19 protein-coding genes are annotated in these 26364 nt (G+C 74.0%); 15 read left to right on the plus strand and 4 right to left on the minus strand.

The window, feature by feature from the left end:
• The first annotated feature begins 227 nt into the window (after nt 1–227).
• Nucleotides 228–1406 carry a glycosyltransferase family 4 protein gene (locus ACGF12_RS19425; protein ID WP_393031161.1) on the plus strand — a complete coding sequence of 393 codons (1179 nt, stop codon included), beginning with the start codon at nt 228–230 and terminating at the stop codon, nt 1404–1406.
• Here ACGF12_RS19425 and ACGF12_RS19430 read toward each other — a convergent pair.
• Nucleotides 1403–3400 (minus strand): glycoside hydrolase family 15 protein, encoded by a 1998-nt coding sequence (locus ACGF12_RS19430; protein ID WP_393031164.1) that lies wholly within the window; start codon nt 3398–3400, stop codon nt 1403–1405. The genes ACGF12_RS19425 and ACGF12_RS19430 overlap by 4 nt on opposite strands.
• 718 nt (nt 3401–4118) lie before the next feature.
• On the opposite strand from ACGF12_RS19430, the gene ACGF12_RS19435 reads away from it, so the two are divergent.
• From ACGF12_RS19435 to ACGF12_RS19480, 10 genes are all read left to right on the plus strand, one after another.
• Nucleotides 4119–5798, plus strand: a complete 1680-nt coding sequence (locus ACGF12_RS19435; RefSeq protein ID WP_387623955.1) for a CTP synthase — start codon at nt 4119–4121, stop codon at nt 5796–5798.
• Nucleotides 5799–5904: 106 nt separating this feature from the next.
• Nucleotides 5905–6552 carry an NUDIX domain-containing protein gene (locus ACGF12_RS19440; RefSeq protein ID WP_393031167.1) on the plus strand — a complete coding sequence of 216 codons (648 nt, stop codon included), beginning with the start codon at nt 5905–5907 and terminating at the stop codon, nt 6550–6552.
• A 241-nt stretch (nt 6553–6793) separates the two neighbouring features.
• Nucleotides 6794–8833 carry a tetratricopeptide repeat protein gene (locus ACGF12_RS19445; protein ID WP_393031170.1) on the plus strand — a complete coding sequence of 680 codons (2040 nt, stop codon included), beginning with the start codon at nt 6794–6796 and terminating at the stop codon, nt 8831–8833.
• A gap of 261 nt (nt 8834–9094) precedes the next feature.
• Nucleotides 9095–10210 carry an alanine dehydrogenase gene (ald, locus tag ACGF12_RS19450; protein ID WP_393031173.1) on the plus strand — a complete coding sequence of 372 codons (1116 nt, stop codon included), beginning with the start codon at nt 9095–9097 and terminating at the stop codon, nt 10208–10210.
• Between the two features lie 425 nt (nt 10211–10635).
• Entirely contained in the window at nt 10636–11703 is a 1068-nt protein-coding gene (locus tag ACGF12_RS19455) for a ParA family protein (protein WP_030245868.1), read from the plus strand.
• The gene (locus ACGF12_RS19460; protein WP_393031175.1) at nt 11700–12269 is read left to right on the plus strand and encodes a hypothetical protein; all 570 of its coding nucleotides are present in this window, start codon (nt 11700–11702) and stop codon (nt 12267–12269) included. Before ACGF12_RS19455 ends, ACGF12_RS19460 begins: the two co-directional genes overlap by 4 nt.
• 151 nt (nt 12270–12420) lie before the next feature.
• On the plus strand, nt 12421–13347 hold the full coding sequence (locus ACGF12_RS19465) for a segregation and condensation protein A (RefSeq protein WP_393031178.1): 927 nt from the start codon (nt 12421–12423) through the stop codon (nt 13345–13347).
• A 257-nt stretch (nt 13348–13604) separates the two neighbouring features.
• The gene (locus ACGF12_RS19470) at nt 13605–14198 is read left to right on the plus strand and encodes an SMC-Scp complex subunit ScpB (RefSeq protein ID WP_393031325.1); all 594 of its coding nucleotides are present in this window, start codon (nt 13605–13607) and stop codon (nt 14196–14198) included.
• Nucleotides 14199–14260: 62 nt separating this feature from the next.
• Complete coding sequence (locus ACGF12_RS19475; RefSeq protein WP_393031181.1) at nt 14261–15496, plus strand: pseudouridine synthase; 1236 nt, start codon at nt 14261–14263, stop codon at nt 15494–15496.
• 237 nt (nt 15497–15733) lie between these two features.
• Nucleotides 15734–16741, plus strand: coding sequence for a helix-turn-helix domain-containing protein (locus tag ACGF12_RS19480; RefSeq protein WP_393031183.1), 1008 nt, complete (start codon nt 15734–15736; stop codon nt 16739–16741).
• A gap of 15 nt (nt 16742–16756) precedes the next feature.
• Here ACGF12_RS19480 and ACGF12_RS19485 read toward each other — a convergent pair whose 3' ends face one another.
• The 3 genes from ACGF12_RS19485 to ACGF12_RS19495 all read right to left on the minus strand — a co-directional run bounded on the left by ACGF12_RS19485 (nt 16757) and on the right by ACGF12_RS19495 (nt 21019).
• The gene (locus ACGF12_RS19485; protein WP_387623976.1) at nt 16757–17119 is read right to left on the minus strand and encodes a DUF952 domain-containing protein; all 363 of its coding nucleotides are present in this window, start codon (nt 17117–17119) and stop codon (nt 16757–16759) included.
• Between the two features lie 90 nt (nt 17120–17209).
• Complete coding sequence (locus ACGF12_RS19490) at nt 17210–18760, minus strand: mucoidy inhibitor MuiA family protein (protein WP_393031186.1); 1551 nt, start codon at nt 18758–18760, stop codon at nt 17210–17212.
• A gap of 3 nt (nt 18761–18763) precedes the next feature.
• Nucleotides 18764–21019 carry a DUF4139 domain-containing protein gene (locus tag ACGF12_RS19495; protein ID WP_393031189.1) on the minus strand — a complete coding sequence of 752 codons (2256 nt, stop codon included), beginning with the start codon at nt 21017–21019 and terminating at the stop codon, nt 18764–18766.
• Between the two features lie 347 nt (nt 21020–21366).
• Here ACGF12_RS19495 and ACGF12_RS19500 point away from each other — a divergent pair, with 347 nt between their 5' ends.
• From ACGF12_RS19500 to der, 4 genes are all read left to right on the plus strand, one after another.
• Entirely contained in the window at nt 21367–22452 is a 1086-nt protein-coding gene (locus ACGF12_RS19500) for a prephenate dehydrogenase (protein ID WP_393031192.1), read from the plus strand.
• Nucleotides 22453–22496: 44 nt separating this feature from the next.
• Entirely contained in the window at nt 22497–23888 is a 1392-nt protein-coding gene (locus ACGF12_RS19505; protein ID WP_393031195.1) for a DUF4419 domain-containing protein, read from the plus strand.
• An 86-nt stretch (nt 23889–23974) separates the two neighbouring features.
• Nucleotides 23975–24712, plus strand: a complete 738-nt coding sequence (cmk, locus tag ACGF12_RS19510; protein ID WP_393031198.1) for a (d)CMP kinase — start codon at nt 23975–23977, stop codon at nt 24710–24712.
• A gap of 154 nt (nt 24713–24866) precedes the next feature.
• A complete protein-coding gene (der, locus tag ACGF12_RS19515; RefSeq protein ID WP_393031201.1) occupies nt 24867–26324 on the plus strand; it encodes a ribosome biogenesis GTPase Der in 1458 nt (485 codons plus the stop codon).
• Nucleotides 26325–26364 lie beyond the last annotated feature (40 nt).

Here is a 26364-nt window from a genome sequence, read left to right on the forward strand (position 1 = left end):
TCCGGCGGATCCTCGCCGGACCCGGCGAGGATCCGCCGGACAGGCCCTGAGCCGGTCGCTCCGTCGGGTCCGGCGGCCCTCGCGGCACCACGACGCGCCCTGGTGGCGCCGACTGTCCAAGAGGGCCGCCGACCTGGCATGGTGGCGGCTGGACACTGGCTTTCCAGTCCCGAGTGCCGCCGGGCGGGCAATCCTCGCGAAGCGGCGCGCGAACCTGATCGAGTCGGATGCGAGACGACGTGGACCATTCCGCCGCCCGGGCCACCGCGGCCGCCCCGGAACCGGGGCAGCTGCACGTGGTGCTCGTCCTGGCCGCCAGCACCGGCGGCATCGGTGCGCACGTGCGCTCCCTGGCCCAGGGCCTGGTCGCGCACGGGGTGATCGTCACGGTCTGCGCGCCGGCGGGCACGGACGAGCTGTTCGGCTTCTCCCGCACCGGCGCCCGGTTCCACACCGTCGACATCACCCCCACCGCGGGTGCCCGCAGCGACGCCACCGCGATCGGCGAGCTGCGCCGGGCCTTCACCGGCGCCGACCTGGTGCACGCCCACGGGCTGCGCGCCGGGCTGCTCTCGGACCTCGCGCTGCGCACCGCCGGCCGCTTCCCGGGCCTGCGCCCGGAGACCCCGCTGGTGGTCACCTCGCACCACGCGCTGCTGGCCACCGGCATGGAGCGCCGGCTGCAGCGGCTGATGGAGCGCCGGGTGGCGCGCGCCGCCGACCTCGTCCTCGGTGCCTCCTCCGACCTGGTCGCCCGGGCCCGCGAACTGGGTGCCACCGACGCCCGGCTGGGCCCGGTGGCCGCCCCGCCGATGCCCGAGGGCCGGCTCGGCCGCCCCGAGGCGCGCGCCGCGCTGCTCGGTGACGGCCCGGACCGCCCGCTGGTGCTGGCGGTCGGCCGGCTCGTCCCGCAGAAGGCCTTCGGGCTGCTGCTGGACGCCACCCGGGAGCTGTCCGCGCTGGACCCGGAGCCGCTGGTGCTGCTCGCCGGGGACGGCCCGGAGGCGGGCCCGCTGCGCGAGCGGGTGACGGCCGAGAAGCTGCCGGTGCGCCTGCTCGGCTACCGCACCGACGTGCCCGACCTGTTGGCCGCCGCCGATGTGGTGGTGGTCTCCAGTCGCTGGGAGGCCCGCTCGCTGGTGGTCCAGGAGGCGATGCGGGCCGGTGTGCCAGTGGTCGCCACCGCCGTCGGCGGCATCCCCGAGCTGGTCGGTGACGCCGCCGTGCTGGTGCCCCCGGGCGACCCGGCGGCGATCGGACGGGCGGTGCGCGGGGTGCTGGCCGACCCGGCCCGTCGCGAGCAGCTGGTGGCGGCGGGCCGGCAGCAGGCCGAGACCTGGCCGGACGAGGCCGCCACCGTCGCGCAGGTGCTCAGCACCTACGACGAGTTGGTGCAGCGTTCCTAGACGGTCGCCTGCTCGACCCGGTCGGCGGCCAGGCCGTCCGGCTGGGCCGACAGGTAGGCGGCGCCGCAGGCGGTCAGCCGCAGGGCGGTGTCGATCAGCGGGACGTGGCTGAAGGCCTGCGGGAAGTTGCCGACCTGGCGCTTGAGCCGCGGGTCCCACTCCTCGGCGAGCAGCCCGAGGTCGTTGCGCAGCGAGAGCAGCTTGTCGAACAGCTCGCGGGCCTCCTGCACCCGGCCGATCATGGCGAGGTCGTCGGCCAGCCAGAACGAGCAGGCCAGGAAGGCACCTTCGTGGCCGGACAGGCCGTCCACGTTGTTCCCCGACTCGTCGTGGGTCGGGTAGCGCAGGACGAAGCCGTCCTCGGTGGACAGTTCGCGCTGGATCGCCTCGATGGTGCCGATCACCCGCTTGTCGTCCGGCGGCAGGAAGCCCACCTGCGGGATGAGCAGCAGCGAGGCGTCCAGCTCCTGGCCGCCGTAGTACTGGGTGAAGGTGTTGCGCTCGGGGTCGTAGCCCTTCTCGCAGACGTCCCGGTGGATGGTCTCGCGCAGTTCCTTCCAGCGCTCCAGGTGGCCGTCGGAGGGGGCGTCCTCGGGGGTCTGCTCCAGCAGCTTGATGGTGCGGTCGACGGCGACCCAGGCCATCACCTTGGAGTGGACGAAGTGCCGGCGCGGGCCGCGGACCTCCCAGATGCCCTCGTCCGGGTTCTGCCAGTGGTCCTCCAGGTACTCGATCAGGCGCAGCTGGAGGTGGAGGGCGTGGTCGTTGCGGACCAGACCGGTCATGTGGGCCAGGTGCAGGGCCTCCACCACCTCGCCGTAGACGTCGAGTTGGAGCTGTCCGGCGGCGCCGTTGCCGACCCGGACGGGCTGGGAGCCCTCGTAGCCGGGCAGCCAGTCCAGCGAGGACTCGGTGAGCTCGCGCTCGCCGGCGATGCCGTACATGATCTGCAGGTTCTCCGGGTCCCCGGCCACCGCGCGCAGCAGCCACTCGCGCCAGGCGCGGGCCTCCTCGCGGTAGCCGGTGCGCAGCAGCGAGGAGAGGGTGATCGCGGCGTCGCGCAGCCAGGTGTAGCGGTAGTCCCAGTTGCGCTCGCCGCCGATGTCCTCCGGCAGGGAGGTGGTGGGGGCGGCGACGATGCCGCCGGTGGGGGCATAGGTGAGGCCCTTGAGGGTGATCAGCGAGCGGATCACGGCCTCGCGGTAGGGGCCCTGGTAGGTGCACTGGTCGGCCCACTCGTGCCAGAAGTCGGCGGTGGCGTCGAGCATCGCCTCGGCGTCCGGGACGGCCGGGGCGTCGAGGTGGGAGGCCTGCCAGGTGAGCGCGAAGGCGATCCGCTCGCCGGCCGTGACGGTGAAGTCGGCGTAGGTGGTGAGGTCGCGCCCGTAGGTCTCGGCCTCGCCGTCCAGCCAGACCGAGTCGGGCCCGGCCATGGCGACGGTGCGGTGGCCGCCGTCGGCCTGCGCGACCCGGTGCACCCAGGGGACGATCCGGCCGTACGAGAAGCGCATCCGCAGGGCCGAGCGCATCCGCACGGTGCCGGCCACGCCCTCGACGATCCGGATCACCTGGGGGACGGCGTCGCGGCCGGCCAGCGGGCGGGGCGGCATGAAGTCGATCACCCGGACGGTGCCGCCCTGGGCGTCCCACTCCTGCTCCAGGATCAGCGAGTCACCCCGGTAGCGGCGCCGGTCGGCGGGCAGGGCGGGGGCGGCGGCGGTGGCCGGGGGGACGCGCAGGTCGGCGGTGTCGGTGAAGAGGGTCCGGCCGTCGGCTCCGGCAGGTGCGGTGGCCGGAGCGGGGACCTCGGTCGCGACGGCTTCGGCCGGGCCGATCCGCCAGAAGCCGTGTTCATCGGTGCCGAGGAGGCCGGCGAACACCGCCGGCGAGTCGAAGCGGGGAAGGCAGAGCCAGTCCACCGCCCCGTCCCTGCTGACCAGGGCAGCGGTCTGCATGTCCCCGATGAGTGCGTAGTCCTCGATACGGCCGGCCACGTGGATCTCCAGTTCGCAATGTGGTCAGGGCATCGGCGAACGGGGGAGCGAGCGGTCTGCGGGGCCGGAGGTTCACCCCGGGACGTCCGGTCCGCCGGGGGGTGGTGGCGGGCCTTGCTGGAGTGTCCGCGCGGGGCTCGGTGGAGCCCCTGAGGTGGGTGGGGAGGAGCTGGAATACGGGGAGGTCCGGTCGCGCATCGGGGACCGGGAGTGTCCTGACGCTCCCACGCCCTCCGCGTGCTCGTGCTGTCGCGATGCGTCCGTGCAGCTTACGACGGACGAAAGGGGCGAAGCACGCGGACGCTGCCCCGTGTGGCGCCGCAATTCGGCGGAAATGCCGTGCATCGCGGAGGCGTGGCGCAGGATGGTCCGGAAGGATCATCACCGGGTGGCCGTAACGGAGGAGCCGGGATGGCCCGGACGGAGACCGCGGGCTGGCCCGGTCCGGCCGGTCGTGCGACCGGTGTGACCCGTGCGGCCGATGGTGCGCCGGTGGTGCGCCAGGCGCACGCTCCCGGAGTGCCGCGCGCGGGCCGCACGGCATCCGGGTCAGGTCACTGATACCCTGGTATCCCGTGGACCGGCGGGATAAAACGCCCCGGACCAGCCGAACCGACGACCCTTCGAGCGCCGCCTACCGAGTCGGCCTCCCGTCGCCCGGCAGTCGCGAGCCTCCCGCCCACGTCACCTTCGACACGCGACCCACGGGAGCCCCCTCTTGGCACAGCCCCATTCCGGCAAGGCAGCGAACGGCCGCGCCGTGACGACCAAGCACCTCTTCGTCACCGGGGGTGTCGCCTCTTCGCTCGGCAAGGGGCTGACCGCCTCCAGCCTCGGCGCGCTGCTCAAGGCCCGCGGCCTGCGCGTGACGATGCAGAAGCTCGACCCCTACCTCAACGTGGACCCGGGCACCATGAACCCGTTCCAGCACGGTGAGGTCTTCGTCACCGACGACGGTGCCGAGACGGACCTGGACATCGGTCACTACGAGCGGTTCCTGGACACCAACCTGCACGGCTCGGCGAACGTCACCACCGGCCAGGTGTACTCGACCGTCATCGCCAAGGAGCGCCGCGGCGAGTACCTGGGCGACACCGTCCAGGTCATCCCGCACATCACCAACGAGATCAAGTCCCGGATCCGCCGGATGGCGACCGAGGACGTCGACGTGGTGATCACCGAGGTCGGCGGCACCGTCGGCGACATCGAGTCGCTGCCGTTCCTGGAGGCCGTCCGCCAGGTCCGCCACGAGGTCGGCCGGGACAACGTGTTCTTCGTGCACGTCTCCCTGCTGCCGTACATCGGCCCCTCGGGCGAGCTGAAGACCAAGCCCACCCAGCACTCCGTCGCCGCGTTGCGCAACATCGGCATCCAGCCCGACGCGATCGTGCTGCGCGCCGACCGCGAGGTCCCGCAGGCGATCAAGCGCAAGATCTCGATGATGTGCGACGTGGACGAGGAGGCCGTGGTCGCGGCCATCGACGCCAAGTCGATCTACGACATCCCCAAGGTGCTGCACGGCGAGGGCCTGGACGCCTACGTGGTGCGCCGCCTCGACCTGCCGTTCCGCGACGTGGACTGGACCACCTGGGACGACCTGCTGCGCCGCGTCCACGAGCCGCAGCACATCGTCAAGGTCGCCCTGGTCGGCAAGTACATCGACCTGCCGGACGCCTACCTGTCGGTGACCGAGGCGCTGCGCGCCGGCGGCTTCGCCAACAACGCCCGGGTCGAGATCAAGTGGGTCACCTCGGACGACTGCGAGACGCCCGAGGGCGCCCAGGCGCAGCTCGGCGACGTGGACGCGATCTGCATCCCCGGCGGCTTCGGCGACCGCGGCGTCAACGGCAAGGTCGGCGCGATCACCTACGCCCGCGAGAACAAGGTCCCGCTGCTGGGCCTGTGCCTGGGCCTGCAGTGCGTGGTCATTGAGGCGGCCCGCAACCTGGCCGGTCTGCCCGAGGCCAACTCCACCGAGTTCGACGCCGCCGCCAAGCACCCGGTCATCTCCACCATGGCCGAGCAGCTGGCCATCGTCGACGGCAAGGGCGACCTGGGCGGCACCATGCGCCTGGGCCTGTACCCGGCCAAGCTCGCCGAGGGCTCGATCGTCCGCGAGGTCTACGGCGGCGAGCAGTACGTCGAGGAGCGCCACCGCCACCGCTACGAGGTCAACAACGCCTACCGCGCGGACCTGGAGAAGACCGGCCTGCAGTTCTCCGGCCTCTCGCCCAAGGGCGACCTGGTCGAGTACGTCGAGTACCCGCGTGAGGTGCACCCGTACCTGGTGGCCACCCAGGCCCACCCGGAGCTGAAGTCCCGCCCGACCCGCCCGCACCCGCTGTTCGCGGGCCTGGTCAAGGCCGCCATCGACATCAAGACCGCGGCCTCCGAGTAGTCATATCCTTCTCGGCCTCGGTCGTTCACCGGACGGCGGCCCCGCGATTCCCGCGGGGCCGCCGTCCGGCGTTAGATTGTGTCGCACTGACGAAAAGGGGAGAGCGATGGACGAGCAGAGCGACCAGGTGATCGCCGACGTGGCCGAGGAGTGGGAGGTCCGCGGCAGCGCGACGCCGTTCCAGGGCAAGGTCACCGGCGTGCGCAGCGAGGAGGTCCGGATGCCCGACGGCAGCTGGGCCCGGCGCGACTACCAGACCCACCCCGGCTCGGTCTCGGTGCTCGCCCTGGACGACAAGCAGCGGGTGCTGGTCCTGCGCCAGTACCGCCACCCGGTCCGCCAGCGGCTGTGGGAGCTGCCGGCCGGCCTGCTCGACGTGCCCGGCGAGAACCCGTGGCACGCCGCGCAGCGCGAGCTGTACGAGGAGGCGCACTGCAAGGCCGACACCTGGCGGATCCTCGCCGACTACTACACCTCCCCGGGCGGCACCGACGAGGCGCTGCGGATGTTCCTGGCCACCGACCTGTCGGCCGCCGAGGGCGAGCGCTACCAGGCCGAGGGCGAGGAGCAGGAGATCGAGGTCGCCTGGGTCCCGGTGCCCGAACTGATCCGGCTGATCCAGGCCGGGCAGCTGCACAACCCGACCCTGATCACCGGCACCCTCGCCGTGCACGCCGCGCTCACCGCCCCGGACGGCCTGGACGGGCTGCGCCGGCCGGACTCGCCGTGGCCGGCCCGGCCCTTCGAGGCCTGAGCGTCCTTCGAGGATGCGGGGCCGTTCGAGGCACGGGCGGACCGCCCGGGTTGATGCCTTGGGGTGATTTGCCGGTTCGTACGACCGGATGTCATCTCGGCTGAGCCGGACGGTCGAACTACGCTTCGCAGACGGGGCGCCCGTGCCGGGCCGCCTTCGCCGAGCGCCGGACGCTGACCAGCCGGACGCCGGGCGCGGGATGACGTCGGGAGTGGCACGGGTGGCGAGGAAGACGGCGACGATGGACCCCGGCCCTGACATGCCCGCGAGCGCCGTCCCCGGACTGGAGCGGCTGCCGGCCGGGCCCACGGTGTTCGCCGGGCGGCGCGCCGAACTGGCCGCGCTGCGGGCGGCCGCCACCCGTCCGGTGAGCGGCCGCTGCCCGGTGCTGGTGCTGGCCGGGCGCCCCGGCTCCGGCCGGACCGCGCTGGCCGCCCGCTTCGCCCGTACCGTCGCCGCCGACTACCCGGACGGCGTGCTGTTCGCACGGCTGTCCGCCCCCGACGGCGGGCGGGTGCAGCCGGCGCGCGCGGCCCGACTGCTGCTGGAGCAGCTCGACCCGCAGGCCGCCGTGCCGCTGCCCGGGGCGGTCGAGGACGGGCGGGACGAGCCCGGTTGCGTGGCGCTGCGGGAGGCGCTGGCGGGGCTGCGCGTCCTGCTGGTGCTGGACGACGTGCGGGACGCCGGGCAGGTGTGGCCGCTGCTCGCCGACGAGCCCGGCTGCCTGGTGCTCGCCACCACTGCCGGGCCGCTCACCGGGATCGAGGACATCGACCCGGTGATCCTCGGCGGGCTGGACCGGCAGGCCTCCGGCGAACTGCTGGCCGACCTGGTCGGCGGCACCCGGATCTCCTGCGACCCGGTCGGCGGGGCCGACCTGGCCGAGGCCTGCGCCGCCCGGCCGGCCGCCCTGCGGCTGATGGCGGGGTGGCTGCGCGGCAACCCGGAGATCGCGGTCACGGACGCGGCGCGGCAGCTCAACCTGGTGGTGGGGGAGGAGTCGGCGGCCGCCGGTGGCGAGGGCGGCAAGGCGGGCAAGGCGGGCAAGGCGGGCAGGACCGGTGGGGCCGGGGCTGCCGCCGAGGCGGGGAAGAAGAGGGAGGGCCCGCAGCAGTCGGCGGAGGACAAGGCCGCGGAGCCCGTCGCCGCGCCCGAGCCAGCCGGTGACCCGTCGACCTGGGTCAGGCCGGAGCCCGAGCCGGCCGAGCCGGTGCCCGTACCCGACAACGATCCGCTGATCGGCGCGTTCACCCTCGTCTACCGCACCCTGTCGCGCGCCCAGGCGCGGATGCTGCGCACCCTCACCCTGGCCCCGGCGCAGACCGCCGACCCGCGCACCGCCTCCGCCCTGGTCGGCTGCCCGGCGGCGGAGGCCGCCGCGACGCTGGCCGTGCTCGCCGAGCGGGAGCTGCTCGGCGAGGAGGCGCCGGCCGGCGACGGCGCCCCGCGCTACCGGGTGCCCGGACGGCTCTACCCGCGGCTGGTCCGGCTGCGCGAGCGGGAGGACCGGCCGGCCGAGACCGAGCTGGCCCGGGCCCGGCTGCTGGAACGGCTGGTCCGGCTCACCGAGTCGGCCCGCGCCCTGCTCGACCCGGCGGGCGGCCCCGGGCCCGAGCCGTTGCCCGCCGCGCTGCGGTTGCGCTCGGCCGCGCAGGCCCGGGACTGGCTGCTCGGCGAGCGGGAGCTGCTGCTCGGCGCGGTGGCCGACGCGATCGGTCAGGGCGATCTGGACGGCTCGGCCGGGCGGCTGGTCACCGCGCTGCTGCGGTCGCTGCCGCTGACCGGCGCCGCCCCGGCCGACCTCTACCGGCTGCACGAGCTGGTGCGCACCGTCGCCGAGCGCAACGGCCGGCCCCGCCGGGCCTCGGCCGCGCTGCTCAACCTGGGGGACCTCCAGGTCGCGGCGGGCCGCTGGGAGCAGGCCGCCGTGCACTACCGGGCCGCCCTGGAGCACGCCCGTACGGTCGCGGACGAACCGCTCTGTGCCCGGGCCCTGGAGGGCGCGGCCGGCTGCCACCGGGCGCTCGGCGACGCGGTGCGCGCCGCCGACTGGTACGGGCGGGCGCTCGGGCTGCGGCAGTCGCTCGGGGACCACGCGGCGGAGGCCCGGCTGCTGGCGCGGGTGGCCGAGGCGCACACCGCGCAGCGCCGTTTCGAGGAGGCCGATCGGGAGTACCGGGCCGCGCTCGCGGTGCTGCGCCGGATCGGCGACGAACGGGGCCGGGAGGCCGTCGGGGCGGCCCTCGCGGACCTGCGGGAACGCGTCGCCGCCGGGTTGTGAGGGCGCTTTCGGATGTATCGTCGGAAGTGCCGGGTTGCGACACTTATGGCAGGTAAGCTCCGGCGGAAGCCTACGAACCTGCCAATGTGTTCAGCGAAATTATTCGATTTGGAAGGCTGACAGGCCGCCTGGGCTTCATTACACTCGAACTCAGTCGCGCAGCGATCCCCTGCCCCGGGCTGCCCGGAGGCTTCCCCACGTGCGCGTCGCCCACCGGTCTTCTCCGGTCGGGACCCCCATGGCAAGAGGACGTGTTTAGCCGTGAAGGTCGGCATCCCCCGCGAGGTCAAGAACCACGAGTACCGCGTGGCCATCACGCCCGCCGGCGTGCATGAGCTGGTCCGCAACGGACACGAGGTCTACATCGAGGACAACGCCGGTCTCGGCTCCTCGATCCCCAACGAGGAGTACGTGGCCGCCGGCGCCACCATCCTCCCCACCGCCGACGAGGTGTGGGCCACCGCCGACCTGCTGCTGAAGGTCAAGGAGCCCATCGCTTCCGAGTACCACCGGCTGCGCAAGGGGCAGACCCTCTTCACGTACCTGCACCTGGCGGCCGACCGGGCCGGCACCGACGCGCTGATCGCCTCGGGCACCACCGCCATCGCGTACGAGACCGTCCAGCTGGGCAACGGCGCGCTGCCGCTGCTCGCCCCGATGTCCGAGGTCGCGGGCCGCCTGGCCCCGCAGGTCGGCTCGTACCACCTGATGCGTCCGGCCGGTGGCCGCGGCGTGCTGCCCGGTGGCGTGCCCGGCACCCACCCGGCCAAGGCCGTCGTCATCGGCGGTGGCGTCTCCGGCTGGCACGCGGCCACCATCGCCATCGGCATGGGCTACGACGTGACCCTGCTCGACCGCGACATCAACAAGCTGCGCGAGGCCGACCGGATCTTCGGCACCAAGATCAAGGCCATCATGTCCAACTCCTTCGAGCTGGAGAAGGCCGTCCTGGACGCCGACCTGGTCATCGGCGCCGTGCTGATCCCGGGCGCCAAGGCCCCGAAGCTGGTCACCAACGAGCTGGTCTCCCGCATGAAGCCGGGCTCCGTGCTGGTCGACATCGCCATCGACCAGGGCGGCTGCTTCGAGGACTCGCGCCCGACCACGCACGACGACCCGACCTTCCAGGTCCACGACTCGGTCTTCTACTGCGTGGCCAACATGCCGGGCGCCGTCCCGAACACCTCCACCTACGCGCTGACCAACGCCACCCTGCCGTACGTCATCGAGCTGGCGAACCGCGGGTGGAAGGAGGCGCTGCGTCGCGACGAGGCGCTCGCCAAGGGCCTCAACGTGCACGAGGGCCAGATCACCTTCCCGGCCGTGGCCGAGGCCTTCGGCCTGGAGTCGGTCACGCTGGAGAGCGTGCTCGCCTGAACACCCTGACCGCTCGGCGGTCGTTCGCCCTCGACCCGATCACTTCGGGTCGGGGGCTTCGCCATGCCCGTGAACAGTCGGTGGACCGGGCGGGTCGCTCTGTCGTCAATTCCCGTGGGTCGTATCACTCGACCGCAGAAACGTTAGGGTCATAGGCCTACTCATCCCTTGACAGCAGCCCGCCCGATAGTCGACACATCGTGCCCACTACCGTGGATTGTGTTGCTGCGAACGCCTTGAACGGCCTAGAGTCGCAAACCGTCGGCGTGCTGCCACGCTGACGAATCGACATAGAGTCCTGGATCCCCAAGGAGGTAAGACGACTTGTGAATGAGTCGACAATTGCTCCCGGGGGTGGTCAGCCAGGACTGGCGGAGCTCACCGCCGGCCAGCCGAGTGAGGGGTCCGGGGCCCGGCAGTCCACCGTGGGCTCGGCCGAGGTCGGCTCGGTCGCACTCCGTACCTTCGAAGCACGCCAGAACACAGCGCAGGTGACCACGGTGACCGATCACGACGCCGACTTGGCCGCCTACGGCCTGGCCTACGGCGAGTTCGCCTACGGCGCCTACGACGACCCGGACGCCGAGTACGAGCCGGACCCCGAGTACGCCGCCACGCTGGCCCCCGACGCCGCGCGCCAGCGCCGCGAGCGGGTCGGCCCGACCGGCCGTCCGCTGCCGTACTTCCCGATCCCCGCGCCGGTCGCCGAGCACGGCCCCGCCCAGATCATCGCCATGTGCAACCAGAAGGGCGGCGTCGGCAAGACCACGTCGACCATCAACCTGGGCGCGGCGCTGGCCGAGTACGGCCGCCGGGTGCTGCTCGTCGACTTCGACCCGCAGGGCGCGCTCTCGGTCGGACTGGGCGTCAACCCCATGGAGCTCGACGTCACCGTCTACAACCTGCTCATGGAGCGGGGCCTGACGGCCGATGAGGTGCTGCTGAAGACGGCCGTCCCGGGCATGGACCTGCTGCCCTCCAACATCGACCTCTCCGCCGCCGAGGTGCAGCTGGTCAGCGAGGTGGCCCGGGAGTCCGCGCTGGCGCGCGCCCTGAAGCCGCTGCTGCCCGACTACGACTACGTCATCATCGACTGCCAGCCCTCGCTGGGCCTGCTGACGGTCAATGCGCTGACGGCCGCTCACAGCGTGATCGTGCCGCTGGAGTGCGAGTTCTTCGCGCTGCGCGGTGTCGCGCTGCTGACCGAGACCATCGAGAAGGTGTGCGAGCGGCTCAACCCCGAGCTGCGCCTGGACGGCATCCTCGCGACCATGTACGACTCGCGCACCGTGCACAGCCGTGAGGTGCTGGCGCGGGTCGTCGAGGCGTTCGGCGAGCACGTCTTCCACACCGTCATCGGGCGGACCGTGCGCTTCCCGGAGACCACCGTCGCCGGCGAGCCCATCACCACCTACGCCACCAACTCGGTCGGTGCCGCCGCCTACCGCCAGCTCGCCAGGGAGGTGCTCGACCGGTGCCGCCCCGCCGAGTGAGTCTCCCGGGTGCCGACGAGCTGTTCCGGACCACCGGCGGGATGGCGCTGTCGCCGTCCCTCGCGCCGCGTCCGGCCGCCGAGGCATCCAGACCGGAGACCGCGCGGACCGTCAACGGCACGGACGGCGCCGAGGGCGCCCGGCAGGAGCAGCAGTCGGCCGCCGGGGTGCCCGCGCAGCCGCCCGCCCAGCGACAGGCCGGGGACCAGGGTGCCGGATCGGCCGGACAGGCCGTCTCCGGCGGCCGCGGCGCCGCAGCCGCCCCGGCGGGCCGGGCGCACGCGGGTGCCGCCGAGGAGCAGACCGGTGCCGCCGGGCGCGCCCGGCCGCGGGGACGCGCGCCGCGCCGCCCCAGCGGGCGCGAGCGGCACGACGAGAAGATCACCGTGTACGTCTCCGCCGAGGAGCTCATGGACCTGGAGCACGCCCGGCTGGTGCTGCGCGGCGAGCACGGCCTGGCCGTGGACCGCGGGCGGATCGTCCGGGAGGCCATCGCGGTCGTCCTGGCGGACCTGGAGCAGCGCGGCGAGGCCTCCATCCTGGTCCGGCGGCTGCGCGGTCGGTAGGACGGCGTCCAGGGCTGTCCGCCGGGCGTTGAGCGCCGCCGGCCGGGCGGCCGGGCGCTGAGGCCGTCGTCCGGGCCCCGGGGTCCGTCGGGCGGCGTGTCGACGGCCCCGCGGCGGGGTGGGCGGCGGGGCCGGGCGAAAATGGACCGTCATGCCGAGCACCGTCGAACCAGCCGCCACCGCCGTGAACCCCACCGAGGAGGAGTCCCGGGGCGGTTTCCGCGTACGGCTGGACAACTTCGAGGGCCCCTTCGACCTGCTGCTCGGCCTGATCGCCAAGCACAAGCTGGACGTCACCGAGGTGGCGCTGGCCACGGTGACGGACGACTTCATCGCGTACATCCGGGCGATGGGACCGGACTGGGACCTGGACGCGGCGACCGAGTTCCTGGTCGTGGCCGCCACCCTGCTGGACCTCAAGGCCGCGCGGCTGCTGCCCGCGGCCGAGGTCGAGGACGAGGAGGACCTCGCGCTGCTGGAGGCGCGGGACCTGCTGTTCGCGCGGCTGCTGCAGTACCGGGCGTACAAGCGGGCGGCGGCGCTGTTCGGCGAGCGCTGGGCGGCCGAGCTGCTGCGACGGCCGCGGACCGTCGGGCTGGAGCCCCGGCACGCCGAGCTGCTGCCCGAGGTGGTGATCACCGTCGGGCCGGAGCGGCTGGCCCAGCTGGCGGCCAAGGCGATGGAGCCCAAGCCGAAGCCCGTGGTGTACGTCGACCACATCCACACCCCGCCGGTCAGCGTGCGCGAGCAGGCCGGGCTGGTGGTCGACCTGCTCACCGGCCTCGGGGAGGCCTCCTTCCAGCAGCTCGTCGCGGACGCGCCGGACACCCTGGTGGTGGTCGCCCGGTTCCTGGCGCTGCTGGAGCTGTACCGGGAGCGGGTGCTCGCCTTCGAGCAGCCGGAGGCGCTCGGGGAGCTGCGGGTGCGCTGGGTGGCCGAGGAGGGTCGGTGCGCGGTCGAGGTGACGGACGAGTTCGACCGGCCGGCGGGCGAGGTCGCGGGCGAGGTCGCGGAGAAGGCCGGGGACAAGGCCCCGGACGGGGTCGCGGGCGAGGCGAAGGAGGACGGGCGGCGATGAGTGCCGGGAACGACGGCGGGCGGCCGGTGCGGCGCCCGCTCGGGCTGCCGGGGCAGCCGCGGGCCGAGGAGTGGCTGGAGCCGGCCTTCGAGCTGCTGCCGGAGCCCGTGCCGGAGCCCGTGGCGGCCCCTGTGGCTGCGGTGGGCACCGAGCCGAGGGTGGTGCACCAGAAGTCGGCCCCGTCGGCCTCCGACGTGCCGGGGGAGCCGGAGGAGCCGGCCGGGCCCGGGCTGCGGGCCGAGCTGGAGGCCGTCCTGATGGTCGTCGACGAGCCGGTCACCGAGGAGCGGCTGGCCGGGGTGCTGGAGCGGCCGCGGGCCGAGGTGGCCGCGGCGCTGCGCGAACTGTCCGCCGAGTACGAGGCGGCGGGCCGCGGTTTCGACCTGCGGCCGGTGGCCGGCGGCTGGCGGTTCTACAGCCGGGACAGCTGCGCCCGGGCCGTCGACCGCTTCCTGCTGGACGGCCAGCAGGCCCGGCTGACCCAGGCCGCGCTGGAGACCCTGGCCGTGGTCGCGTACCGGCAGCCGGTGTCCAGATCGCGGGTTTCCGCCGTCCGCGGTGTGAACTGTGACGGCGTGATGCGTACCCTGGTACAGCGAGGACTGGTGGAAGAGGCCGGATCCGAGCCCGAAACAGGTGCGATCCTGTATCGGACGACGAACTACTTCCTGGAACGGATGGGGCTCCGCGGCTTGGACGAGCTGCCGGAGCTCGCTCCCTTCCTGCCCGAGGTCGACGACGTGGAAGCGGAGTCCCTGGAGGGCACGATGATCGCGGAGGCGGTCGCCTCCGCTGCCGCACAGGCCGCGGACGGCAGTGGCGAGGCCGGTCGGGCAGCGCCTGATCGGTAGGGGGAGGTGAGGTCGGCCGAAACGACCGCACATCCCAGACGGAACGACGTACGGACACTTTGATGCGTAGCAGTGGCAACGGCAGGAACAGCAGCGGCGGCGGCAGCGGTCGCGGCGGACAGGGCGGGGGCCGGGGCGGCTCCTACGGCGGCAGCGGCGGCGGCCGCGGCGGCTCGGGCTCGCGCGGGGGTTCGTACGGCGGTGGCTCGGGTTCGGGCTCGTACGGTGGCAGCTCGGGCTCGCGCGGCGGCTCGTACGGGCGGGACAGCCGCCGGGACGACCGGCGCGACGACCGGCGCGATGACCGCCGCTACCCGGACCGCCCGCTGCGGCCCGAGGAGCGCAAGTACGACCGCCCCGAGTACGGCGGCGGCCCCAACGCCACCCCGGCCCGCGGCGGCTTCGCCGGTCGGCGCCCCGGCCCGGCCCCGCGCCCGCGCCGTGAGGGCCAGGGCGCCCCGGGCGACCCGCGCCGCCAGCCGCAGCGCTCGCGCGAACTGCAGGCCAAGATCGAGGACGCCGTCCTCGCCCGGCACGACAAGCCGGCCGTCAAGCTGCCCAAGACCTTCGGCGAGCCCGAGGGCGAGCGCCTGCAGAAGGTGCTGGCCCGGGCCGGCGTCGGCAGCCGCCGCGCCTGCGAGGAGCTGATCGAGCAGGGCCGGGTCGAGGTCAACGGCAAGCGCGTCACCGAGCAGGGCAAGCGGGTCGACCCCGAGAAGGACGAGATCAAGGTCGACGGTCTGACCGTCGCCACCCAGTCCTACCTGTTCTTCGCGCTCAACAAGCCGGCCGGCGTGGTCTCCACCATGGAGGACCCGGACGGGCGCCAGTGCCTGGGCGACTACGTGACCAACCGGGAGACCCGGCTGTTCCACGTCGGCCGCCTGGACACCGAGACCGAGGGCATCATCCTGCTCACCAACCACGGCGAGCTGGCCCACCGCCTCACCCACCCGCGCTACGGCGTGACCAAGACCTACCTGGCCGCGATCCAGGGCCCGATCCCGCGCGACCTGGGCAAGCAGCTGGCCCAGGGCATCGAGCTGGAGGACGGCTTCGCCCGCGCCGACAGCTTCAAGGTGGTCTCCAACGTCGGCAAGAACTACCTGGTCGAGGTGACCCTGCACGAGGGCCGCAAGCACATCGTCCGCCGGATGCTCGCCGAGGCGGGCTTCCCGGTGGAGAAGCTGGTGCGTACCCACTTCGGCCCGATCGCGCTCGGCGACCAGAAGTCGGGCTGGCTGCGCCGTCTGACCAACCCCGAGGTCGGCCAGCTGATGCGCGAGGTCGGCCTGTAGGCCCTGGGGTCCGTCCCCCGGGTTTTCACCGGTCGTTCGTCGGAGGGTCCCCCGCCCGTGGTGGCGGGGGACCCTCCCGCGTGTATGTGAGTCGGGACGCAACCCCTGGTCACGGCCTTGTCAGCGTCATGATCCGTGGCAGAGGATGGCCACTGGACCACCGCCCCGCCCTGTGGCGGGACTGCGCCAGGACGGGCGCCGGTGGGGTGTGCGGGGCGAGCAGGGGGAGACGGCGTCGTGTCCGATGCAGTACTGGGGCGGTCGGCCGGACAGGCCCTCGGCCCACTGGGGCTGGCCGAGCCGGACGGGCAGGTCTACGCGGCGCTGGTGGCCAATCCGCAGTCCACCGCGGAGGAGCTGGCCGAGAGCTGCGGCCTGACGCTCCAGCAGAGTGTGCGCGCGCTGGACCGGCTGGCGCAGCAGGGCATGGCCACCCGCGCGCCGGTGGACCGGCAGCGCTTCCTGGCGGTCGCCCCGGACGTGGCGATCGGCACCCTGATCGGCCACCGGGAGTCCGAGCTGCGGCACGCCCGCGCCGAGATGCACCGGCTGATGGACGCCTTCCGGGAGGCTTCGCGCTACACCGACCCGGCGCACTCGGTGGAGGTGCTGACCGGCGGCGAGGCGATCGCCCAGCGGCTCGAGCACATCACCGAGACCAGCCAGTACCAGGTCCGCGGCTTCGACCGCCCGCCGTACATCCAGGACCCGGTGGCCCCGATGCCGTTGCAGCGGCGGCGGCTGCGGGAGGGGCTGAAGTTCCGGACCATATACGACCGGGAGGCCGTGGCCTGGCCCGGCCGGCTGGAGAAGAACATCCTGGTCGGCGTCGCGGACGGGGAGGAGGCCCGGGTACGGCCGACCCTGCCGATGAAGATGATCATCTCGGACGACCGGATGGCGGTCATCCCGATCAGCGTCGGCGACAGCGTGCTGGACGCCGCGTACGTGATCCACCCCTCGGCGCTGCTCCAGGCGCTGGACACGCTGTTCGAGGCGGAGTGGGAGCGGGCCGTGCAGCTGCAGGCCGCGATCGGCACCGGGGACGCCTCGCCGGAGCCGGAGGCCGACCACCGCAAGCTGCTGGGCCTGCTGGCGGCGGGGCTGACCGACGAGTCGATCGCCCGCTCGCTGGGCTGGAGCGCCCGGACGACCCAGCGGCGGCTGCAGAGCCTGATGCGCTCGCTGGGGGCCACCACCCGCTTCCAGGCCGGGATGGCGGCCCGGGAGCGGGGATGGCTGTGAGCGTCCCGGAGCCGGTCAGCTCCAGGGGCTGAGCGAGACCCAGCGGCCGTCCGGGCCGCGCTCGACCTTCTCCAGGCCGACCACGGCGGAGCGGTTCAGCCGGCCGTAGATGTGCGGGAAGAGGATGCCGGGGGTGGCCCCGGGCGGCGGTGCTCCGTGCGGGGCCTCCCACTTGACCATCGGTTCCACCAGCGACTCCTCGATCAGCAGCACCATCAGCGGGTCGGGCGTGTCGGCGAAGAAGGCGTTGGCCACCGCGAGTGCCGTCTGCTCGTCCGCGGAGCAGTGGATGAACCCGTCGGTGAGCAGTGACGCGGCGGCGTACGGGCGGCCGGGGTCGGACAGCCAGTCGTCCAGGGGAGCGAGGTGGAGGATCATGTTCCTTTTCTACCCGTTTCAGTCCTGAGCGGTCGTCACGAGCGGTCGGGAGTCATGGCCCGGCCGCCGGTCACAGCCGGACCTCTCCGGTCACAGCCCGGCCACCTTGGCGGAGGCCGAGATCTCGTACACCAGGGTGAGGGTGCGGCGGGCGCCCGGGCCCAGCGGGACGTCCCAGCGCACGATGCCCTCGGCGTCGAAGGAGTCCGGGGGCGGGGAGCACTCCTCCTTGCGCAGCCGCACCTCGACCGCCGCGATCTCGGAGACCGGCACCCGTTCGCGCAGCGTGACCAGCTGTTCGTCGTGCTCCTCCGGGCCGGAGAACCGGGACAGGTGCAGCCGGACGGTGCGGGTGGTGGTCTGGCGGCCGGTCAGGGCGGCGGTGGCCTGGCGTTCCTCGGTCTCGCGGACCACCCGGTAGCCGTCCGAGCTGCCGAAGGACAGCTCGGCGTCGGCCCCGGCGGCGGTGAAGCGCAGTTCGCCGCGGCCGGTGAAGCCGCTGCCGCGGACCAGCTCGACCGGGCCGGCCAGCAGCGGGTGCCCGGCCGCGTTGCGGAACCGGACCACCCGGGTGACCAGCGGGGACAGCTCCGGGGCGCAGGCGTACTCGCCGTTCGCCGGGCCGGTGAAGGCGCCCAGCGGGACCTTGTGCGCACGGCCGTCCGAGGGGACGGTGGCCGGGGCGGGGGCGGGCAGCACCCGTACCTCGCCGCCGTCGTCCAGACCGGGGACGGCGGAGGTCGGGCCGAGGGTGCTGATCTCCTCCTCGCGCAGTTCGACCTCGACCGTGCGGCGCTCCTCGTCGGTGCGCTCGCGCAGCGTCAGCAGGTCCTCGGTGAGCGCGGGCGGGTCGGTGGCGAGGGCGGAGCGGGCGGTGGAGAAGGTGAGCCGGGCGCCGGCCCAGTCCTCGCCGGTACGCTGCCAGACCACCGCCTCCGACTCCAGGCGCAGGCCGCCGCCGTCGTCCAGGGTGGCCCGGTAGGACGGGCGCCAGAGCGCGCAGGGCACCAGGTGGCTGACGGTCAGCGCGGCCGGGCCGGGCCGCTCGGCCTCGACGGTCAGCTCCAGGTGGGCGACCAGCTCGGCGGGCTCCTGCTCGGCCTCGTCCAGGGCGATCAGGGCCTGGGAGCGCTCGTGGTCCAGGCGGCGCAGCCGGGAGTGGGTGGCACGCAGCTCCTCGCCGTAGCGCTCGCGCTCGGCGTCCACCCGGTCCAGCTCGCGGGCCCAGCGGGTGCGCTCGATCTCGCCGACGCCGGCGCCCTCGCCGACCTCCCGCAGCAGGTCGGCGCTCAGCTGGGCGAGCAGGGCGAGGCGGGCCTCCAGCCGGGCCCGGGTCTGGTCCGCGAGGCGCGACTCGGCCTCCAGACCGTGCAGCCGGTGGCGCAGTGCGGAGTCCTCCGGGCCGGGCGGCAGCGGGGCGCGGGGGCTCCAGGTGCGGACCAGCCGGGCCTCCAGCACCCGGGTGCCGGGGGCGGTGGTCTCGGCGCGCAGGGTGCGGTCGACGGCGAGGGCGGTGAGCGGGCCGAGCCGCAGCCGCTGGACGCCCTCGGCGAGCTCGACGGTCACCGTGCGCTCGACCTGGGCGCGGTCCTCCAGGCAGGTGACGGCGGTGACGGGGAGGGGGGTCGTTTCTCCGGTCATCTGTCAGTTCCTCCGGTTTCCGCCCACGATGGCCTTTCCGGCCGGGATCTTGATCTGGTAGCCGCCGTCCAGCTCGGCGCGGCCGCCCGGTGGCAGGTCGACCCGCCAGAGCCGGGTGCTGGGCGGGCAGTCCGGTGTCGGTTCGGTCGGGGCGTGCCAGTCGGCGCGCTCCTCGATCCGGATCTCGGCGTCGGAGGTGACCGGCACGCGCTCGCGGACCTCCACGGTGACGGTGCGGCCGAGCCGGTTCGCCAGCCGGACGTGCACCCGGTGGTCGAGCACGGTGCTGTTGCCCTTCAGCATGCCCGTGGCGGACTCGCGCAGCTCGGTGCGGCGCGCCACCTCGATGCTCTCGGTGACGCCGATGCCCAGGCGCCGGGTGCCGCCGGGGGCGAGGGTGGGCAGGGCGGCGGTGAGCAGGAACTCCTCGTCCACGGTGACCTCGACCGGGCCGGCCAGTACGGCGCGGTCGGTGCGGTTGGCGAGCACCAGGGTCGCGTACACCTTCTCCTCGACGGCCGGGACGGTGACGTACTCGGGGCGGGCGGAGAGCGGGATCTCGTCCACCGTGACGGTGTGCCAGGTGCCGTCGGACGGGATGTCGGCGGGGGCGGCGGCGTCGAAGCGGTGGTCGAAGGAGCCGGCCGACTCGCGGGGCGGGACGGCGTGGCGGGGGAGGGCGAGGTCGCGGAGCCGGCCGCCCTCGCGGCCGCCGGGGAGGAACCGCTCCAGCTCATCGCGCTCGACCCGTACGGGGTTCGGGCGCAGGGTGCCGCGCCGGTCGGCGGGGGCGTCGGGGCCGGCCAGGAGGAGGCCGGGGTAGTCGAGCAGGGTGGTGTCGAGGGCGAGGCCGGTGGTGGCCGGGGGCGGGGTGGCGCGCGGGCTGCGGAGCCGCGCTCGGCGGGGCTCCTGTGGCATGGCGCCGCCTGGGGCCTGGGGCATCGGTGCGGGAGCGGGAGCGGAGAGCGCGGGCGGGGCGCCGTAGCCGGCGAAGCCGGGCGGCGGGGGCGCGGGCACTGCCCCGTGGGGTGGCGGCTGGGGTGGTGCCAGGGGCGGTTCCTGGCCCGGTTCCTGGACGCTCAGCGAGCCGCCGCCGTACGGGCCGGCGGGCGCCGCCTCGTCCGCGAACAGCGCGGGGCGGGCACCGCCGGGGCGAGGGCCGGACGGGCGGGCGCCGCCGGTACGGCCGGCCATCCGGGCGGCCTTGGCGGCGACGGGGGCGGACACCGGGAGCGGGGTGTCGCGCTCGGCGGCGGCGCGGGTGGCGGTGGCCGCGTCGTAGCCGGTGAAGAGGTCGGACAGGCCGGCCGGGGGTTCGCGCCAGCCGGAGGGCGGCGGGGCGGGCTGGCTGCGGCCGATCCGCAGTGAGCTCAGCTTGGGCAGGTCGGTGCGGCGTTCGAGGTCGGCGGTGGACAGGGCGAGTCGGACGCCCGTCCAGTCCTCGCCGGTGTGCTGGGCGACGGCCGCGCGCAGGACGAGATGGCCGGTGTCGGAGCCGGTGCGGTGGGAGAGGCGGTAGGCGGGCACCCAGCGGGCGGTGGGGACGCTGTACTCCAGCTCCAGCTCCAGTTCTGGTTCCAGGTCGGGCTCCGGGCCGGGCTGTCCGGTGTCGGCCGGGCCGGTGGTGTGCAGGGTGAGCAGCACGGTGTCGACGGTCTCGATCAGCGCGGTCCGCTCGGCGGTGGACGCCCGCTCCAGTCGGTCGGCCGCCAACTCGCGCTCGTGGTCCGCGAGTTCGATATCCAGGGTGAGTTGCTCGGCGCGCTCCTGGAGTCGGGCCAGCCGCTCGTCGACGAAGTCGGCGAGCTCCAGCCAGGCCTCGGCGGGGGTGCGGCGCAGCGGCTCGCCGTGACGGCGCTGCGGCGGGACGGCGCGCAGTGCGGCGGTTTCGGCGATCGCGGTCAGCACCAGCCGGTGGCGCTCGTTCAGTGCGCTCTGGCGCTCCATGGCCTCGTCCAACTCGTGGCGCAGAGTGGTGAGTTCGCCCGGTTCGAGGAGCTCGGCAAGGGGTTCGAGGCGGGCCTCGGTGACCGTCGTGCCGGCGGGGCCGGAGAGCACCCGGGCGCGCAGCGAGTTGCCGTCCATCGAGTCGGGCAGGCCGGTCAGCCGCAGCCGTCCGTCGGGCGGGACCGGGACGGTGGCCCGGCGGCGGCACACCGCGCCCTCGGCGTACACCACGACGGAGTCGAGCACCGACGGGTGCGCCGGTACGGCCGGAGGTTTCGACGGCCCGGTGTGACTGCTGTGCTGATCGTCCATGCGTAACCCCTTCGTTCGCGTCCGGTGCGGCGCGTCCCGCCGGGCGCCGTTGTGCCGCGTCGGCCCCGGGCGGCCAGTCTGCCCCGGCTCGGGGCGGGCGTCGCCGGATTTCCCGGGGCGCGGCGTGTGCACTGTGGGAGACGGGGGCCGAGGCGCCGCGGTTGCCGCCGGCCCCGCCGCCGGCGGGGCCGGGGCCGGGGACAGGGGCGGGGCGGGGCCGCGGCCGGGGTCCGGCGGGTGGGAGGATGGGCGCGGGTGCTCCCGGCCGGTCCAGGCACCCGGCGAGAATCGTCAGAGGATCGTCGAACCGTCGAGTCGAGAACCGTGATCGAGGAGAGCCACCCGTCATGCGCACTGCCGTCGTCGTCGGTACCGGGCTGATCGGTACCTCCGCCGCCCTGGCCCTGTCCGCACGCGGGCTGACCGTCCATCTGGAGGACGCCGACCCGGACGCCGCCCGCACCGCCGAGTCGCTCGGCGCGGGCACCATCGAACCGGCCGAGGGCCCGGTCGACCTGGCGATCATCGCCGTCCCGCCCGCGCTGGTCGGCAAGGTGCTCGCCGACTGCCAGCGCCGCAACCTGGCGCACTGGTACACCGACGTGGCCAGCGTGAAGGCCGGCCCGGGCAGCGAGGTCGCGGCGCTCGGCTGCGACACCGTCCACTACATCGGTAGTCACCCGATGGCGGGCCGGGAGCGATCCGGCCCGCTGGCCGCCCGCGCCGACCTGTTCGAGGGGCGCCCCTGGGTGCTCACCCCGACCGCCGACACCGACACCGACACGCTCAACGCCGTGCTGGAGCTGGTCGCGCTCTGCGGTGCGATGCCGATCGTGATGGACGCGACCCAGCACGACCGGGCCGTCGCCCTGGTCTCGCACGCCCCGCAGCTGGTGTCCTCGCTGGTCGCGGCACGGCTGGAGCACGCAGACGAGACGGCCATAAGGCTGTCCGGCCAGGGCGTGCGCGACGTGACCCGGATCGCCGCCTCCAGCCCCGCGATGTGGGTCGACATCCTGTCCGCCAACGCGGGCGCCGTCGCCGACGTGCTGGAGGAGGTCGCCGCCGACCTCGGCGAGACCGTCACCGCGCTGCGCGCCCTCGCGGCGGCAGAGGAGGGCCAACGCCGGTCCGGTGCCCAGGGCATCGAGGCGGTCATGCGGCGCGGCAACACCGGCCAGGCCCGCATCCCCGGCAAGCACGGCGCGCCGCCCACCCGGTACGAGACGGTCGCGGTGGTGCTCGGCGACCAGCCGGGCGAGCTGGGGCGGCTGTTCGGGGAGGTCGGCGACGCCGGGGTCAACATCGAGGACGTCGTCATCGAGCACTCGGACGGGAAGCAGGTCGGCTTCGTCCAGCTGGCGGTGGCGCCGACGGCCGTCAAGCGGCTCGCGGCGGCGCTGCGGGCGGGCGGGTGGAGCGTTCGGGACTGAGGTCTGTTGCGGGACCGAGGTCTGTCGGATGAGGGGGGACAGGCGTGATTGTCGACATTCCGCTCGGGGACGGGCGGGAGCCGCGCGACGCGGCGCAGCTGGAAGTCGTCGGGAACGACGGGTTCCTGGCCGCGGTGGTGGGCGGGGAGTTCACCGTCCACCACCGCAGTACGGAGACGCTGCTGGCGGCGCCGGGTCAGCGGCGGCCGGAGGGCGAGGGCGAGCCGACCTGGAGCCTGCTGCTGCGCGCCGTCCACCTGGCGTTCTGCGGGCACCTGCCGCTGAGCCTGTCGCCGGACGTGCTCTGGTACGCGGTGGTGCACGAGGTCGCGGTGCACGTACGGCTGAACGCCGGGGACTACGAGGGCGTGTTCACCTCGACCCCCGGGGCGAAGCAGACGATCGTGGTCCGGGACGACAGCCTGTTGGACGCCGACCCGGACTGGGCGCGCTCGATCCGGCTGGTACGGGATCGGCTCGCGGCGGCGATCGGGCCGGAACTGGTGGAGCTGTTCCAGCCGGCCTTCTCGACCACCACGCCGGACGACGCCTCGGCTGCGCTGGTGGCGCTGATGGACGTGGTCAGCCCGTACTACGAGTTCCTCTGGATCTCGCTGTGCGGCATCCCGCGGATCCGGCTGGAGGGCACGGCCGAGGACTGGGCGCTGCTGGCGCGGAAGGTCGGGGAGCTCGCCGAGTGGTTCGAGCCGCTCCGGCCGTGGCTCGCCGAGCTGCGCCCGGTGGTGGCGGAGATCGCGGCGACGGCGGCGGGCGGACCGGTCGACCAGGAGTTCTGGCGCTCGCTCTACAAGTGGGATTCGGAGTCCGGTGGCGACTTCGTCTCCGGGTGGATCACCGCCTTCTTCGCCCACACCCAGACCCTGTCCGGGCCGAAGGCGCGGACGGACTTCGGCTGGCGGGCCGGGCGGACGCGGTTCACCGAGAACGCCTTCCCGTCACATGTGTCGAAGGTGCCTTTCGAGTGGCAGACGCCGGCCGGGATCCGGCGGATGGCCTTCGTCGGCGGGGTGCTCGGCATCGAGCGGGACGGCGAGTACGTCCGGCCCCGGCTCGGGAACGCGGTGCTGCGGATTCTGCGGGAGGCCCCGGATCCGGTTGCCGAGCAGGCCCGGCTGGCCGCGGAGCAGTTGCCGCAGGGGTGGACGGTCGAGCGGGTGCGGGACGTGACCGGGGTCGCGTTCGCCCGGCTGCTGGAGGCGGATCTGGAGGTTGTCCGGGAGGGGCCCGGTCATGCCGGGCTGGGTGCCGTGATCGAGCTGGGTGCGGTGATCGAGCTCGACCCGCCGCTCTGCCTGGTCCGGCTGGACGAGGAGTGGTGGACGGGGCTCCTGATGCGCCGCCGCGGTGAGGTCGTGCCGGAGGTGCCGCAGGGGCCCGACCTGGAGGCCGCCCTTCGGAGGGTCCGCCCCTGGTGACCCGCCCGGGACGGGGTCCGGCGGCGGTCCATTAACCTTGAGGGAGACAAATCCCCGGCCGTCCGCCCGCGCAGGCGTCGGCTTCCATGCTCAGAGAGAGGTTCGCCCCCGTGGACACTGCCGACCGAGCGCACGCCCCGGTCGTCGTCGCCATCGACGGACCCTCCGGCTCCGGCAAGTCGACCGTCTCGCGGGCGGTCGCCGCCCGGCTGGGCCTGAGCTTCCTGGACACCGGTGCCATGTACCGGGCGATGACCTGGTGGATGCTGGCCAACGACGTCGACGTCAATGACGCGGAGGCGGTGGCCGTCGCGTGCGGCAAGCCGGTGATCGTGTCGGGCACGGACGCCGACGGCCCCACCATCACGGTGGACGGACAGGACGTCTCCGGCCCGATCCGGGGCCCCGAGGTGACGGCGCAGGTCAGCGCCGTGGCCGCGGTGCCGGCGGTGCGGGCCCGGCTGGTGGAGCTGCAGCGCGGCTGCGCCGAGGTCGCCGAGCGCGGCATCGTCGCCGAGGGCCGGGACATGGGAACCGTGGTGTTCCCGGAGGCCACCGTCAAGGTCTTCCTGACCGCCTCCGAGCGGGCCCGGGCCGAGCGCCGGGCGGCCGAGCTGCGCGCCAAGGGCGTGGACGAGGCGACCATCACCGCGATGGCCGCCGACCTCGCCCGCCGCGACGCCGCCGACTCCTCGCGCGAGACGGCGCCGCTGACCCAGGCCGGCGACGCGGTGCTGGTGGACACCAGTGACCTCACCCTGGAGCAGGTGATCGACCGGATCGCCGCGCTGGTGGAGGAGCGGGCCGGGCTGTCCTCGGTCTGACCAGCCGGCCATCCGGCCATCTGGTCGTCCGACCACTGAATGAACCGCGGGTCGTCGAGGCGCCGCGGAGGAAACCATCGCGCTGCCCCGAGCGGGGCAGGTACGCACGGCACGCCCCTGGGAAGGGCCGGGCCGGGAAACGGAACAGACGAACATGACCGCAGAGCACTCCGACACCGGACACGGTGAGCTGGACGCCGCCGACTACGCCGAGTTCATGGCCCTCGCCGCCGAGGAGGGTTTCGACCTCGACGGCTTCGACGGCATGGACGGCGCCGAGCACGTCCGGCTGCCCGTGCTGGCCGTCGTCGGCCGCCCGAACGTCGGCAAGTCGACCCTGGTGAACCGCATCATCGGCCGCCGCGAGGCCGTCGTCGAGGACAAGCCGGGCGTCACCCGCGACCGGGTCACCTACGAGGCCAGCTGGAACGGCCGCCGCTTCAAGGTGGTCGACACCGGCGGCTGGGAGATCGACGTCCTCGGCATCGACGCCCTGGTGGCCGCGCAGGCCGAGCTGGGTATCGAGCAGGCCGACGCGGTGCTGTTCGTCGTGGACGCCACCGTCGGCGCCACCGACACCGACGAGGCCCTGATCAAGATCATCCGCCGGGCGGGCAAGCCGACCGTCCTGTGCGCCAACAAGGTGGACGGCCCGTCCACCGAGGCCGAGGCCGCCTACCTGTGGTCGCTGGGCCTCGGCGAGCCGTACCCCGTGTCCGCCCTCCACGGCCGCGGCTCCGGCGACCTGCTGGACGCCGTCATGGACGCCCTGCCCGAGGCCCCGCCGCAGACCTTCGGCGACGCCGCCCCCGGCGGCCCGCGCCGGATCGCGCTGATCGGCCGCCCCAACGTCGGCAAGTCCAGCCTGCTGAACAAGGTCGCCGGCGAGGAGCGCGTCGTCGTCAACGAGCTGGCCGGCACCACCCGTGACCCGGTCGACGAGATGATCGAACTCGGCGGCAAGACCTGGAAGTTCGTGGACACCGCCGGTATCCGCCGCCGGGTCCACCTGACCGCCGGCGCCGACTTCTACGCCTCGCTGCGCACCTCCTCCGCGCTGGAGAAGGCCGAGGTCGCGGTCGTCCTGATCGACGCCAGCGAGACCCTCGCCGAGCAGGACACCCGGATCATCTCGATGGCCGTCGAGGCCGGGCGCGCCGTCGTCGTCGCCTACAACAAGTGGGACCAGCTGGACGAGGAGCGCCGCTACTACCTGGAGCGCGAGATCGAGCGCGACCTCGTCCAGGTGCAGTGGGCCCCGCGCGTCAACGTCTCGGCCAAGACCGGCCGGCACATGGAGAAGCTCGTCCCGGCGATCGAGACCGCGCTGGAGGGCTGGGAGACCCGCATCCCCACCGCGCGCCTGAACGCCTTCCTCGGCGAGCTGGTGGCCGCCCACCCGCACCCGATCCGGGGCGGCAAGCAGCCGCGCATCCTGTTCGGCACCCAGGCGGGCATCCGTCCGCCGCGCTTCGTGCTGTTCGCCTCGGGCTTCCTGGAGGCGGGCTACCGGCGCTTCATCGAGCGCCGGCTGCGCGAGGAGTTCGGCTTCGTGGGGACGCCCATCTCGATCTCGGTGCGGGTGCGGGAGAAGCGCAACAAGAAGAAGTAGAAGCAGCGGTTCTCGGACCGCGTTGGAAGGGCTCCGTCAC

It is taken from the genome of Kitasatospora sp. NPDC048296 (assembly GCF_043201815.1).
In the GTDB taxonomy this organism is placed as follows: Bacteria; Actinomycetota; Actinomycetes; order Streptomycetales; family Streptomycetaceae; genus Kitasatospora.